General features: G+C 63.9%; 11 protein-coding genes. 9 read left to right on the forward strand and 2 right to left on the reverse strand.

Annotated features, from left to right (window positions below; genetic code table 11):
- The first annotated feature begins 49 nt into the window (after positions 1-49).
- The 7 genes from nudB (at position 50) to AB4Y32_RS02255 (ending at position 9465) form a co-directional block, all read left to right on the forward strand.
- Complete coding sequence (nudB, locus tag AB4Y32_RS02225) at positions 50-526, forward strand: dihydroneopterin triphosphate diphosphatase (RefSeq protein WP_368719764.1); 477 nt, start codon at positions 50-52, stop codon at positions 524-526.
- Positions 523-1791: a cardiolipin synthase ClsB gene (gene clsB, locus AB4Y32_RS02230; protein ID WP_368719765.1), complete on the forward strand. Its 1269-nt coding sequence runs from the start codon at positions 523-525 to the stop codon at positions 1789-1791. The genes nudB and clsB overlap by 4 nt, the downstream gene beginning before the upstream one ends.
- A gap of 270 nt (positions 1792-2061) precedes the next feature.
- Entirely contained in the window at positions 2062-2667 is a 606-nt protein-coding gene (locus tag AB4Y32_RS02235) for a TetR/AcrR family transcriptional regulator (RefSeq protein ID WP_090865470.1), read from the forward strand.
- Positions 2668-2940: 273 nt separating this feature from the next.
- On the forward strand, positions 2941-4728 hold the full coding sequence (locus AB4Y32_RS02240; protein WP_368719766.1) for an acyl-CoA dehydrogenase C-terminal domain-containing protein: 1788 nt from the start codon (positions 2941-2943) through the stop codon (positions 4726-4728).
- Between the two features lie 137 nt (positions 4729-4865).
- Positions 4866-7310, forward strand: a complete 2445-nt coding sequence (locus tag AB4Y32_RS02245) for a 3-hydroxyacyl-CoA dehydrogenase/enoyl-CoA hydratase family protein (protein ID WP_368719767.1) — start codon at positions 4866-4868, stop codon at positions 7308-7310.
- Between the two features lie 81 nt (positions 7311-7391).
- Entirely contained in the window at positions 7392-8591 is a 1200-nt protein-coding gene (locus AB4Y32_RS02250; RefSeq protein WP_368719768.1) for an acetyl-CoA C-acyltransferase, read from the forward strand.
- Between the two features lie 109 nt (positions 8592-8700).
- On the forward strand, positions 8701-9465 hold the full coding sequence (locus tag AB4Y32_RS02255; protein WP_368719769.1) for an enoyl-CoA hydratase: 765 nt from the start codon (positions 8701-8703) through the stop codon (positions 9463-9465).
- A gap of 27 nt (positions 9466-9492) precedes the next feature.
- Here the strand turns inward: AB4Y32_RS02255 and fdhD are convergent, their stop codons facing one another.
- Positions 9493-10332 (reverse strand): formate dehydrogenase accessory sulfurtransferase FdhD, encoded by an 840-nt coding sequence (gene fdhD, locus AB4Y32_RS02260; RefSeq protein ID WP_368719770.1) that lies wholly within the window; start codon positions 10330-10332, stop codon positions 9493-9495.
- Between the two features lie 139 nt (positions 10333-10471).
- On the opposite strand from fdhD, the gene AB4Y32_RS02265 reads away from it, so the two are divergent.
- A complete protein-coding gene (locus tag AB4Y32_RS02265) occupies positions 10472-10948 on the forward strand; it encodes a nitrate reductase associated protein (protein ID WP_368719771.1) in 477 nt (158 codons plus the stop codon).
- A 178-nt stretch (positions 10949-11126) separates the two neighbouring features.
- The gene (locus AB4Y32_RS02270) at positions 11127-14261 is read left to right on the forward strand and encodes a sensor domain-containing protein (protein WP_368719772.1); all 3135 of its coding nucleotides are present in this window, start codon (positions 11127-11129) and stop codon (positions 14259-14261) included.
- Positions 14262-14312: 51 nt separating this feature from the next.
- On the opposite strand, the gene AB4Y32_RS02275 is transcribed toward AB4Y32_RS02270, so the two are convergent.
- A complete protein-coding gene (locus AB4Y32_RS02275; RefSeq protein ID WP_368719773.1) occupies positions 14313-14708 on the reverse strand; it encodes an acyl-CoA thioesterase in 396 nt (131 codons plus the stop codon).
- Positions 14709-14730 lie beyond the last annotated feature (22 nt).

The following is a 14730-nucleotide window of genomic DNA, read 5'->3' on the forward strand; positions in this document are numbered from 1 at the left end:
CTACGCCTTCCGACATGCGATCGCGCGACTCCCGCGCCGCTTTATCACCATGCCGAAACCGCCGAAGATTCCGGAATCCGTACTCGTCGTCATTCACACGCCCCAGCTCGACGTGCTGCTTATCGAACGAGCCGACCGCGAGGGGTTCTGGCAATCGGTGACGGGCTCGAAGGAGCGCATCGACGAGCCGATCGCGGAAACGGCCATCCGCGAAGTGGCGGAAGAGACGGGCATCGTGATCGGCGGCGATCTCGTGCCGCGTGAGGCGCTCGTCGACTGGCATCATCACATCGAGTTCGAAATCTTTTCGACGTGGCGCCACCGCTACGCAGAAGGCGTCACGCACAACACCGAACACTGGTTCAGCCTGCAAGTGCCTGAGCGTCTCGAAGTGACGCTCGCGCCGCTCGAACATACCGCGCATCTGTGGCTGCCCTGGCAGGAGGCCGCCGAGCGCTGCTTCTCGTGGTCCAATCGCGATGCGATCCTGCAATTGCCGCAACGCGTGAAGGAGCGCTGCCGATGAGCGGCGGCGGCCGCCGCTTTGCGCGACTGACCCAGCATCTGCCCGGTCGGCGCTACTGGTCCAGGTATCGCTTTTGTAGCGGCAATGATGTTCGCCTGTTCACAGAGGGCGAGCCGTTCTTTGCGTCGCTGGTCGAGCGCATCGATGCCGCGCAAGGCGACGTCGCGCTGGAAACCTATATCTTCTGCGACGATGCAGCGGGCCGCTCCGTCTCCGACGCGCTGATACGTGCCGCGACACGCGGCGTGCGCGTGCGCGTGATCACCGACGGCATCGGCACCGAGCGACTCGCGATGTTCAACGACTGGACGATGGCGGGCGTCGAGCATCGCATCTACAACCCGCATCTGTTCGGCCGCTTCGGCTTTTCGCGCACGCACCGCAAGCTCGCGGTGGTCGACGACGCGTTCGCGTGGTGCGGCGGCATCAACATCGTCGACGACTACGATCAGAACGGCATGCGCCTGCCTTATCCGCGCTGGGATTTTGCGGTCGAGCTGCAAGGGCCCGTGGTGGCCGACGTGCGCGAAGCGTTCGACGTGCAATGGGAGCGCATCCGCATCGGCCACCGGCCCGCGCTGACGCCGCCGCCCGTCGGCGGCCCGACACCGCGCGCCGCGACCGCGCGCTTCGTGCGCGCGCGCCAGAGCACGAGGAGCGCCCGCAATGCCGACATGCGTGCGATGGCCGAGCCGTGCGTCGCGTTCGTCGCGCGCGACAACTTCGTCAACCGGCGCGCGATCGAGAAGGCGTATCTGACGGCGATCGGCCAGGCGCGCTCCGAAGTGCTGCTCGCCAATCCGTACTTCATGCCCGGCCGAAAGCTGCGGCGTGCGTTGATCTTCGCGGCGCAACGCGGCGTCGACGTGCGTCTCGTGATCGGCAGAAAGGAATTTGCCGCGCTCGACTACGCGGTGCCGTTTCTGTACCGCGCGCTGCTGAAGGCGGGCGTGAAGATCGCCGAGTACGAAAGGACCATGCTCCACGGCAAGGTGGCCGTCGTCGATTCGAATTGGGGCACTGTCGGCTCGTCAAATCTCGACGCGCTGAGCCTCGTGCTGAACAACGAAGCCAATGTCGTGCTCGTGCTGCATCCAGAGATCGATCAGCTGCGCGACGCGATCCTGGCGGCGTTCGACGAATCGCGCCGCATCGACGAAAAGCACTACGAATCGCGTCCCGCCGGCGAGCGGCTGCTCAACTGGTTCGCGTACAACACCTATCGGCTGGCAATGAAGCTGCTGACCGTCGGCGGCTACGATTAGACGAACGATCGGAAGATGGGCTGGAAAGAAGAAAAAGCACAGACAAAATACGATCCGCAGCGCTCGGAAAACAACAATTTGGAGACAACTCAGATCAGTTCCGGCGAATGATTCTAAAAATTCCGCATCGTCCTATAGACGAATGACGGAAAATCGAAGCGTTGTTAGAAACCCGTTTCTAATAAATTCCTTGTTTTTGCGGACGGCCACGCCCGATAATGGTACGACCGTTCGATTTTTCCTTTCGATCAAATCAGACGGTACACAGCTATGCGAAAAGGCGAACAAACGCGAGCCGCGATTCTCGATGCAGCACTCGATCTGGCAAGCCGCGACGGACTGGAAGGTCTGACGATTGGCCTGCTGGCCGAGCGCATGCAGATGAGCAAGAGCGGAGTGTTCGCGCATTTCGGGTCGCGCGAGGACTTGCAGGTCGAAGTCGTGCGCGAATATCACCGTCGTTTTGAAGACGAGGTGTTCTTCCCGAGTCTGCGCGAGCCCCGTGGCTTGCCCCGCTTGCGCGCGATGCTCTCGCGCTGGATCGAGAAGCGCGTCCAGGAAGTCACGACTGGATGCATCTACATCAGCGGCGCGGTCGAGTACGACGATCGCGCGGACAGCGCGGTGCGCGAGCAGCTGGTGGCGAGCGTGCAGATGTGGCGCGCGGCGCTCACGCGAGCCATTTCGCAGGCAATCGAAGAAGGGCATCTGCGCGCAGATACGGACTCGCAACTGATGCTCTTCGAACTGTATAGCTTCACGCTCGGTCTGCATCACGACGCACGCTTTCTGCATCTGCCCGATGCCGTGCGCCTCACGTGGGCCGCGCTGGAAAAACTGATTGTTTCGCGTCAGAGCGAGAGCGCGAGCCGCTAGCGGGGCTGGCTGGGTCCATCGGATCCAAACGGCGGGAGGCTGGCTGCGACGCTTGAGCTAGGGTCTGTTCGCGCTAATAACGGGCTTGCCCCTCAAATGATTCTTTCAGATCAGGGGAACGTGCCTTGCCGGCCGCATTGCGGCGTCGCGCGTCGCTTGTTTGGCTCGACCAAACGGCGCTCCTTGCTTCTTGCACTGCAGCCGGCAAGGCACGTTCGGAAGCCCGTTATTAGCGTGAACAGACCCCAACCTTTGGATTGACTGGAGAGACTCATGGGACAGTACGCCGCGCCGTTGCGCGACATGCAATTCGTATTGCACGAGCTGCTGAACGTCGAAGCCGAGATCAAGCAGATGCCCAGGCACGCGGATCTCGATGCCGAGACGATCAATCAGGTGCTCGAAGAAGCCGGAAAATTCTGCTCGGAGGTGATCTTCCCGCTGAACCAGAGCGGCGATCAGGAAGGCTGCAAATACGAAGGCGATGGCGTCGTCACCACGCCGAAGGGCTTCAGGGAAGCGTATCGGCAGTACGTCGAGGCGGGCTGGCCCGCGCTCGGCTGTGATCCAGAGTACGGCGGCCAGGGCCTGCCCGCGTTCGTCAACAACGCGCTCTACGAGATGCTGAACTCGGCGAACCAGGCGTGGACGATGTACCCCGGCCTCTCGCACGGCGCCTACGAATGCCTGCACACGCACGGCACGCCGGAGCTGCAGCAGACGTATCTGCCGAAGCTCGTGTCGGGTCAATGGACGGGCACGATGTGCCTCACCGAGCCGCATTGCGGCACCGACCTCGGCATCCTGCGCACGAAGGCGGAGCCGAATGACGACGGCTCGTACGCGATCAGCGGTACGAAGATCTTCATCTCCAGCGGCGAACACGATCTCGCCGAAAACATCGTTCACCTGGTGCTCGCGCGTCTGCCGGATGCGCCGAATGGCACGAAGGGCATCTCGCTTTTCATCGTGCCGAAGTTCGTGCCCAACGCGAGCGGCGACCCCGTCGCGCGCAACGGCGTGAAGTGCGGTTCGATCGAGCACAAGATGGGTATTCACGGCAACGCGACGTGCGTGATCAATCTCGACGACGCGAAGGGCTGGCTGGTCGGCGAGCCGAATAAAGGCCTCAATGCGATGTTCGTGATGATGAACGCTGCGCGTCTGGGCGTCGGCATGCAGAGCCTCGGCCTGACGGAGGTCGCGTATCAGAACGCGCTCGCGTATGCGAAGGAGCGTCTGCAGATGCGTTCGCTGTCGGGCCCGAAGGCGCCCGACAAGGCCGCCGACCCGATCATCGTCCACCCGGACGTGCGCCGCATGCTGCTCACGCAGAAGGCGTACGCGGAAGGCGCGCGCGCGTTCTCGTACTGGTCGGCGCTGCACATCGACAAGGAGCTGTCGCACGCGGACGAAACGGTGCGCAAGGAAGCCGCCGATCTCGTCGCGCTGCTCACGCCGATCCTGAAGGCATTCCTGTCGGACAACGCGTTCGAAGGCACGAACCTCGCGATGCAGGTGCTCGGCGGCCACGGCTATATCGCCGAATGGGGCATGGAGCAGTACGTGCGCGACGCGCGGATCAACATGATCTACGAAGGCACGAACACGGTTCAGTCGCTCGATCTGCTGGGCCGCAAGGTGCTCGGCGACATGGGCGCGAAGCTCAAGAAGTTCGGCAAGCTCGTGACGGATTTCGTCGAAGCGGAAGGGATCAAGCCGGAGATGCAGGAGTTCGTCGATCCGCTTGCGGATATCGGCGACAAGGTCCAGAAGCTGACGATGGAAATCGGCATGAAGGCGATGCAGAACCCGGACGAAGTGGGCGCGGCGGCCGTGCCGTATCTGCGCACCGTCGGCCATCTGGTGTTCTCGTACTTCTGGGCCCGCATGGCGCGCGTCGCGCTCGACAACGAAGCATCCGGCGATCCGTTCTACAAATCGAAGCTCGCGACCGCGCGCTTCTACTTCGCGAAGCTGCTGCCCGAAACGGCCTCGACGATCCGCGCTGCGCGCGCCGGTTCGAAGACGCTGATGGACATCGACGAAGCGCTGTTCTAAAGCGCTCGCAGGGCCGCGCATCGCTCTTGTCACGCCATGCGCCGCCGCTCCTCTCTCACACACACGCCGCGTCAAGGAGGCTACGTGCGCCTTCACGCGGCAACTCGCGACACCGCATCACTCCCCGGAGGAACGACGTGAGCAATCTGATCATTCGCAAGGTCGCCGTGCTTGGCGCCGGCGTGATGGGCGCGCAGATCGCTGCGCACCTGATCAACGCCAGAGTGCCCGTGCTGCTGTTCGATCTGCCTGCAAAAGAAGGCCCGAAGAACGGCATCGCATTGAAGGCGATCGAGAACTTGAAGAAGCTGTCACCGGCGCCGTTCGGCGTGAAGGACGACGCGCAATACATCCAGCCCGCCAACTACGACGACGACATCGAGAAGCTCGCAGAATGCGACGTGGTGATCGAAGCGATCGCTGAGCGCATGGACTGGAAGCACGATCTCTACAAGAAAGTCTCGCCGCACATCGGCGCGAATGCGATCTTCGCGACGAACACGTCGGGCCTGTCGATCACCGAACTGTCGAAGGGCTTCTCCGATGAATTGAAGTCGCGCTTTTGCGGCGTGCATTTCTTCAATCCGCCGCGCTACATGCATCTGGGCGAGCTGATTCCAACCACGGCGACGCGCCCGGAAATCCTCGATCAACTCGAAACGTTCCTGACGAGCGTCGTCGGCAAGGGCGTCGTGCGCGCGAAGGACACGCCGAACTTCATCGCGAACCGCGTCGGTATTTTCTCGATCCTCGCGGTGATCGCGGAGGCCGCGAAGTTCGGCCTGCGCTTCGATGAAGTCGACGATCTGACGGGCAGCCGCCTTGGCCGCGCGAAGTCGGCGACGTTCCGCACGGCGGACGTCGTGGGTCTCGACACGATGGCGCACGTGATCAAGACGATGCAGGACAATCTCGCGGACGATCCGTTTTTTCCCGTCTACGAAACGCCTGCCGTGCTCGCCGGACTCGTGAAGCAGGGTGCGCTCGGCCAGAAGACGGGCGCGGGCTTCTATCGGAAGGAAGGCAAGGCGATCAAGGTGCTCGACGCGAAGACGGGCAGCTATGTCGATGGCGGCGCGAAGGCCGACGAACTGATCGGCCGGATTCTCAAGCGCCCGCCCGCCGAGCGTCTGAAGCTCTTGCGCGAAACGCAGCATCCGCAGGCGCAGTTCCTGTGGGCGATCTTCCGCGACGTGTTCCATTACATCGGTGTGCATCTGGAGTCGATCGCCGACAACGCGCGCGACGTCGATCTCGCGATCCGCTGGGGCTTCGGCTGGAACGAAGGCCCGTTCGAGGGCTGGCAGACGGCGGGCTGGAAGCAGGTCGCCGAGTGGGTGCGGGAAGATATCGCGGCGGGCAAGGCGCTGTCCAATGCGCCTCTGCCTGCATGGGTGCTCGAAGGCCCCGTCGCCGAAAAGGGCGGCGTGCACACGAACGAAGGCTCGTGGTCGCCGGCTGAACAGCGCTTCGTGCCGCGCTCGTCGCTGGGGGTGTACGACAAGCAGGTGTTCCGCGCGCCGCTCGCGGGCCAATCGGACGAAGGGGGAGCCGATCCGAAGACGTACGGCAACACCGTCTTCGAAACGGATGCCGTGCGCGCGTGGGTCGACGATCGCGCGGGTGTGGACGACGTCCTGATCGTGTCGTTCAAGAGCAAGATGAACACGATTGGGCCATCGGTGATCGACGGCCTCGTGCAGGCCATCGACGTCGCCGAGCAGGACTACAAGGCCGTCGTGATCTGGCAGCCGACGTCGCTGAAGCTCGGCGCGCCGGGCGGTCCGTTTTCGGCGGGCGCGAATCTCGAAGAAGCGATGCCCGCGTTCATGATGGGCGGCGCGAAGGGCATCGAGCCATTCGTGAAGAAGTTCCAGCAGGGCATGCTTCGCGTGAAGTATTCGAACGTGCCCGTGGTCGCGGCCGTGTCGGGCATCGCGCTCGGCGGCGGTTGCGAACTGGTGCTGCACAGCGCGAAGCGCGTCGCGCATATCGAGAGCTATATCGGCCTCGTCGAAGTGGGCGTCGGTCTCGTGCCAGCGGGCGGCGGCCTGAAGGAAGCCGCGTTGCGCGCCGCCGAAGCCGCGGCGCAAGCCGGCGCGACGAACGATCTGCTCAAGTTCCTGCAAAAGCCGTTCGAAAACGCGGCGATGGCGAAGGTCTCGGACTCCGCGCTCGACGCTCGCGCGATGGGTTATCTGAAGCCGTCGGACACGATCGTCTTCAATGTCTTCGAACTGCTCGACACCGCGAAGAAGGAAGCGCGCGCGCTCGCGGCCGCGGGCTATCGTCCGCCATTGCGCGTGACGCAGGTGCCCGTCGCCGGACGCTCGGCGATTTCGACGATCAAGGCGTCGCTCGTCAACATGCGCGACGGCCGCTTCATCAGCGAGCACGATTACCTGATCGCGAGCCGCATCGCGGAAGCGGTGTGCGGCGGCGACGTCGAAGCGGGCAGTCTCGTCGACGAAGAATGGCTGCTGACGCTCGAACGTCGCGCGTTCGTCGAGTTGCTCGGCACGCAGAAGACGCAGGAACGGATCATGGGCATGCTGCAAACAGGCAAGCCGGTGCGCAACTGAGTTGCGGGCAGACCGTATTCCTCTACGCATGGGACGGGAGTAGTTGCTCTGCGCCAACTCTGGTCGACAAAGGAGATTCAAATGACAAAGCAATTGCAGGACGCTTATATCGTCGCCGCGAGCCGCACGCCGATCGGCAAGGCACCGCGCGGAATGTTCAAGAACACGCGCCCCGACGAACTGCTGGTGCACGCGATCCGTTCGGCGGTCGCGCATGTGCCCGGCCTCGATACGTCGCTGATCGAAGATGCGATCGTCGGCTGCGCGATTCCCGAAGCTGAGCAGGGACTCAACGTCGCGCGGATGGGCGCGTTGCTGGCGGGTCTGCCAAGCACGGTCGGCGGCGTGACGGTGAACCGTTTCTGCGCATCGGGCGTGACGGCGCTCGCGATGGCGGCGGATCGCATTCGCGTCGGCGAATCGGACGTGATGATCGCGGGCGGCTGCGAATCGATGAGCATGGTGCCGATGATGGGCAACAAGCCGTCGCTGTCGCCGCATATCTTCGATCGCAATGAAGACGTCGGCATAGCCTACGGGATGGGCCTCACGGCGGAGAAGGTCGCGGAGCGCTGGAAGGTGAGCCGCGAGCAGCAGGACCAGTTCTCAGTCGAATCGCACCGCAAGGCGATCGCCGCGCAACAGTCGGGCGAATTCAACGACGAGATTGCGCCGTACACGCTGACCGAGCGCATCCCCGATCTGGCGACGGGCGAAATCAACGTGAGGACGCGCGAAGTGAAGCTCGACGAAGGCCCGCGCGCCGATACGTCGATGGAAGGTCTCGCGAAGCTGCGCACCGTGTTCGCGAACAGGGGCTCGGTGACGGCGGGCAACAGTTCGCAAACGTCGGATGGCGCGGGCGCGCTGATCGTCGTGTCGGAAAAGATCCTGAAGCAGTTCAACCTGACGCCGCTCGCGCGCTTCGTCAGCTTCGCCGTGCGCGGTGTGCCGCCGGAGATCATGGGCATCGGTCCGAAGGAAGCGATTCCCGCTGCGCTCAAGGCTGCGGGTCTCAGGCAGGACGATATCGACTGGATCGAGTTGAATGAGGCGTTCGCCGCGCAGTCGCTCGCCGTGATCAACGACCTGGGCCTCGATCCGTCGAAGATCAATCCGCTCGGCGGCGCGATCGCGCTCGGCCATCCGCTCGGCGCGACGGGTGCGATTCGTGCTGCAACCGTCGTGCATGGGTTGCGCCGGCGCAATCTGAAGTACGGGATGGTGACGATGTGCGTCGGGACAGGTATGGGGGCGGCGGGGATCATCGAGCGGCTGTAGTCGCTAGTAGTCCCCTGTCGCTTGCGGGCCGCTTTTTGCCGCGTTGACGCGGGCGGTCCGCCTGTCACGCCAACGCGGAACACACCGACGAACGTCGAGGAGTCACAAGATGGACATTCTGATCGAACGCACAGCCGACGTGCTGACGATAGCCTTCAACCGTCCCGACAAGAAGAACGCGATCACGGCCGCGATGTACCAGACGATGGCCGACGCGCTCGTTCAGGCGCAAGACGACGCTTCGGTGCGTGCGATCGTGATTCGCGGCAGCGTCGGCATTTTCTGCGCGGGCAACGATCTCGAAGACTTCTTGAAACAGCCGCCCGTCAGCGAAGACGCGCCCGTGTTCCAGTTCCTGCGCGCGATCTCGGCGGCGGAAAAGCCGCTCGTTGCATCGGTGGCGGGCCCGGCTGTCGGCGTGGGCACGACGCTGCTGTTGCATTGCGATTTCGTCTACGCCGCCGACACCGCGACGTTCTCGCTGCCGTTCGCGCAACTGGGCCTGTGCCCGGAAGCGGCATCGTCGCTGCTGTTGCAGCGCGTCGCCGGCTATCAGGCGGCCGCCGAAAAGCTGATGCTCGGCGAAGCTTTCGACGCGAAGGAAGCGCAGCGCATGGGCTTCGTGAACCGGCTGCTGCCCGCCGCCGAAGTGGATGCGTTCGCGATGAAGCAGGCGCAGAAGCTGGCCGCGCTGCCTGCATCGTCGCTGCGCGTGACCAAGCAGTTGATGAAGCGCGCCGCGCAGCACGAACTGCACACGCAGATGACCGAAGAGGCCGTGCACTTCGCGAAGATGCTGCTCGCGCCCGAGGCGAAGGAAGCGTTCAATGCGTTCTTCGAGAAGCGCAAGCCGGACTTCCGGCAGTTCGACTGAACGCGGACGCGTCCGCGCGAGCAGTCGTCAGACAGTGTCGTAATCGACGTAACTCGACTCGCGGCAGAAGCTCACAAGCCGCACGCCCGCTTCGCGCGCAATCGTGATGGCGAGCGACGAAGGCGCCGAGATGGTCGCGACCATCGGAATGTCGACGCGCGCCGCCTTGCGCACCAGTTCGTAGCTAGCGCGGCTCGACAGGAACACGAAGCCGTCCTTCGTGTCGACGCGGTCCAGCACGAGCCGTCCGATCAGCTTGTCGAGCGCGTTGTGGCGGCCGACGTCCTCGAACGCGTAGCGGATCGCGCCCGTCGCGTCGCACCATGCGGCGGCGTGCAGGCCGCCCGTCATCTTGGTGAGCGCCTGATGCGCGGGCAGCTCCTTCGCGGCCCGCGCGATCGCATCGGGTGCGAGCCGTTGCAGAAAGCCGGTGTCGGGTATGCGTTCGGGCGTCAGGTCGAGCAGATCGATGCTTTCGATACCGCACACGCCGCAGCCCGTTCTTCCCGACAGCGCGCGCCGCTTCTCCTTCAGCGCGACGAACGCCTGCTGCACGACGGTCAGCTGCACTTCCGCGTATGGCAATTTGCCGTCGCGGAACCCGACCTCGATGTCCTGAATGTGCGCGCCGCGCTCGACGATCCCCTCGGAAATCGCAAACCCGACCGCGAACTCCTCGAGATCGCGCGGCGTGCACATCATCACCGCATGCGAGATGCCGTTGAAGACGAGCGCAACGGGCCACTCCTGGCCGACATGATCGGCGACCGTTTCGACCGTTTCGACCGTTTCGACCGTTTGGCCGCGGTGCCGGCGCACCGATTGCTCGACGACGCCCGGCTGTTCGCCCATTTCCAGTTCGTTCACCTGCCTGCTCCTCTCGTCCCGTGCAAAGGATTGCTGTGCGTTGGCGGCAGTCGACGGCAGGGCCGCCGCGCCGCGAATAAGGTTCTAAAATACCTCAGACCGGCTTAGCGCGTTGGCCGCCGAACAAGAGGAATTTGCCATGGGACTCAATGATGCGCCCCTGCTGTTCAACTTCGAGATCGAATCTTCGGAGAATTTGAAATTTATCCCGATGGTCGTGCGCTTCAATCTCGACCGTTTCGGGCTGCGGATTTCGCTCGAACAATGGCAGATGCTGCCGCACGAAGACCGCGCGCTGCTCGCGCGTTTTCCCGTCGACGAAGACACGGCGATCGAGCCGAACTTCGATCACGCGCTCTTCGAAATGATGCGCACGCACGCGAACGTCGAGCCCGAGTGGTTCTCGCCCGAGGATAGCCCGGCATGGCGCGACACGGCGGCCGTGCCCGAAACGGTGCTGCATCAGGCGAGCCTGGCGAACCTGAGCCCGCCGGCCGCCGACGACTGGGCGCGGCTCGATCCGTTCAAGCGCTATGTGCTCGCCAAGCTCGCACGCAAGAGCGCGAGCAACCACGATTTCGTGCCTGCGATGAAGGAATTTGGCCTCGCCGGCTGATCCCGGCGAAAGATTTTTTCGTTTTCACACTCAATCTCATCCGAACGCTGCCGTTATCCAAAGATGGCGCGTAAGAGCGCTGCGCCCGGCGACGCGTCTCGTCCGGGGCGCCCGCGCGCCGCCTGTGAACGGCTCCCTAGCGGGCATCGCCTGCAGGATCGAACGACGTTCGGAACCTATGATCTCTTTCCTATCGAAGCGGCTGCTGATCAACCTGGCGGTCGTTGCCGCGGCTGTCGGCGCGAACGCCTTCGTCGCGTATACGCAGATTCGCGGACAGCGCGACGCCGACGAGCGAACGGTCCGCTCGACGGCCATTCGCGAGAATCTCGAAGCGTATCGCGGGACGCTCGATCACGGCCTGTCCGTGCTCGGCCGCTACGAGGCGGCGGGCGTGCCGGCCCCCGCGAATGAAGGATCGGCGATGTCCGCGACGCTGGCGAAGCTCGAAAAGACGCTGCGAGACCAGTTGGCGAGCGAACCGGCAATCGCCGCCGAGTTTGGCCGGCTCACGGCCGACGGCGGTCGTCTCCAGCAGGACATCGCGCTCGCGCTCGATCGGACGATGGCGCTCGAGGAAGACGGCGCGCGCGCCTGGGCGGCACAGGCGTACACGCGCCTTGGCATGGAATCCGACCAGATCGACGAGAGCATCGGCCGGCTGCGCGACGAGGAGGACCGCGCGCTGAAGGCTGCGCTCGACGAATCGATGCGCGACACGCAGTACGCGACGCTCGTCCTCATCCTGACGATGCTCGCGGGCAGCGGGCTCCTGATCTACACGTTCGGCGCGCGCGAAAACGTCGCGCGCGAAAAGCTGCGCATCGCGAAGGCGCTGCATCGGAACGACGAGCGTTTTCGCGGGCTGTTCGAAGAACATCCCGTGCCGATGTACATCTTCGACCGCGAAACGCTGCGCTTTCTCGCCGTCAATGCGGCGGCCGTCCAGCAGTACGGCTACACGGAGAGCGACTTTCTGTCGATGACGGTCCGCGACATCCGCCCGGGTTCCGAGCTCGCGCGGTTCGATTCGCATCTGCTGCGCAGCGACGCGACGCCGGGCGGCCCGCGCACGATGGCGGGCATCTGGCATCACCGCCGCAAGGACGGCTCGCTGATCAGCGCCGACATCTCGTATCACGCGATGACGTTCGTGGGCCGCCCCGCGCTCTTCGTGCTCGCCGACGACGTGACCGAACAGATCAACGCCGAAGCCGAAGCGCAGCGTTCGAACCAGATGCTCGAAACGGTGATCGACAACATCCCGCAGCGCATCTTCTGGAAGGGCAAGGATTTGCGCTATCTCGGCTGCAATATGGCGTTCGCGCGCGATGCGGGGCTCGCGTACCCGGAGCAGGTGATCGGCAAGCTCGACGAAGACATGCCGTGGCGCGCATTCGCCAATGAGTTGCATCGCCACGATCTCGAGGTGATGAACTCGGGCGTGCCGAAGATGAACTTCGAAGTCGACGTGGTGATCGACGGCGTGCATCGCACGACGATGACGAGCAAGCTGCCTTTCACCGACGGCGAGGGCCGCGTGATCGGCGTGCTCGGCTCGTACACGGACATCACGGAGCGCAAGCGCGCCGATCTCGCGCTGCGTCTGCAAAGCCGCGCGCTCGATGCGAGCGTCAACGCGATTCTGATCACCGCACCTTCGAACGAAGGCAATCTGATCGAATACGTGAACCCGGCATTCAAGCGCATCACGGGCTACGATCCGCAGGAAGTGATCGGCCAGGACTGCCGCCTGTTGCAGCGCGACGACCGCGATCAGGACGGCATCGCGGCGATCCGTCAGGCGCTGGCGGCGAACCGTGAGGTGAGCGCGGTGCTGCGCAATTACCGCAAGGACGGCGCGCTGTTCTGGAATCAGCTGTATATCGCGCCCGTGCCCGATACCGACGGACAAACCACGCACCACATCGCCGTCATCAACGACGTGACCGCGCTGATCCGCTATCAGGAACAGCTCGAATATCAGGCGAACTACGACAGCCTCACGCGCCTGCCGAACCGCAACCTGCTGCGCGACCGGCTGCAACATGCGCTGATCGTCGCCGAGCGGCATCACAATGGCGTGGCCGTCGTGTTCATCGATCTCGACGGCTTCAAGAACGTCAACGACAGCCTGGGGCACAGCGTCGGCGACCGTCTGCTGTCGGTGGTAGCGGACCGTCTCGCGCGTTGCGCACGGGCGAGCGATACGGTCGCGCGTCACGGCGGCGACGAATTCGTGATCGTGATGACGGATACCGTCGACGAGCAGTCGCTGATCGCGTGGATGGAGCGCGTGCGCGCGTCGATTTCGGAGCCCGTGTGGCTCGATGGCACGGAGCTGTATGTCGGCTGCAGCATGGGCGCGAGCCTCTTCCCGCAAGACGGCGAAGACGCCGAAACGCTGATGAAGAAAGCCGACCTCGCGATGTATCGCGCGAAGGACATGGGCCGCAACACGTTCCAGTTCTATCAGCCGGAGATGAACGTGTCGGCGGGCGCGCGGCTCAACATGGAGCGGCGTCTGCGCCGCGCGCTGCGCGACAACGAATTCCTGCTGCACTATCAGCCGCAAGTCGATATCGAAACGGGCCAGGTGGTCGGCATGGAAGCGCTCGTGCGCTGGCACGATCCGGAAGTCGGTCTGATTCCGCCGTCGCAGTTCATTCCTGTCGCCGAGGAAAGCGGGCTGATCGGGCCGCTTTCCGAATGGGTGCTGCGCGAAGCGTGCCGGCAGAACAAGGCTTGGCAGGACAAAGGCCTGCCGCCTGCGCGGGTGTCGGTGAATCTGTCGGCGCGGCAGTTCCAGCAGCGCGACATCGCGAAGCTCGTGACGCAAGTGCTCGCGGAGACAGGGCTCGAACCGCAGTATCTGGAGCTCGAGCTGACCGAAAGCACCATCATGCGCAACGCGGAAGAAGCCGTGACGATGCTCACCGAATTGCACGCGCTCGGCATCGGTCTTGCCATCGACGACTTCGGCACGGGCTATTCGAGCCTGAGCTATCTGAAGCGCTTCCCGGTGGACCGCTTGAAGATCGACAGATCGTTCGTGTCGGATATCGGCGAATCGTCGGACGATGAAACGATCACGTCGGCGATCATCGCGCTCGCGCACTCGCTGAATCTTCAGGTGATCGCGGAAGGCGTCGAGACGTCGACGCAACTCGACTTCCTCAAGGAGCGCGCGTGCGACGAGATGCAGGGTTACTTCTTCGCGAAGCCGCTGCCGCACGACGCAATACCCGACATGCTGCAGCGAGGCGCGGACAGTGCCGCGGAGAACGAGGACGTGGCTCCGGCGGACGCCTGATCACGCGGCTTCAGGCGCGAGCGCGCCCGGCGTGGTCCCAATGTTCGAACCTCAGGCCAGCTGAGGCAGTGCGCGCGGACGGCGGTCGCTATCCGTCGCGACATACGTGAGGGTCGCTTCCGTGACCTTCACCACTTCTTCCGCGAGGCTCATACGCTGCGCGTAGACCTCGACGTCGACCGTGACCGACGTGTTGCCCGTCTTCACGATATCCGCGTAAAAAGTCAGCAGATCGCCGACGAACACCGGCTGCTTGAACACGAACGAATTGACCGCGATCGTCGCGACGCGGCCGTTCGCGCGGCGGCTCGCGGGAATCGAGCCGGCAATGTCGACTTGCGCCATGATCCAGCCGCCGAACACATCGCCGTGGACGTTCGCATCCGACGGTTGTGGGACGACGCGTAGCGCGCAGGGTTTCTGCGGGAGTTGGAGAGTCTCGGTCATCGGGGTATCCATAAAAATCAGT

The organism is Paraburkholderia phymatum (assembly GCF_040965635.1).
Taxonomy (GTDB): Bacteria; Pseudomonadota; Gammaproteobacteria; order Burkholderiales; family Burkholderiaceae; genus Paraburkholderia; species Paraburkholderia phymatum_B.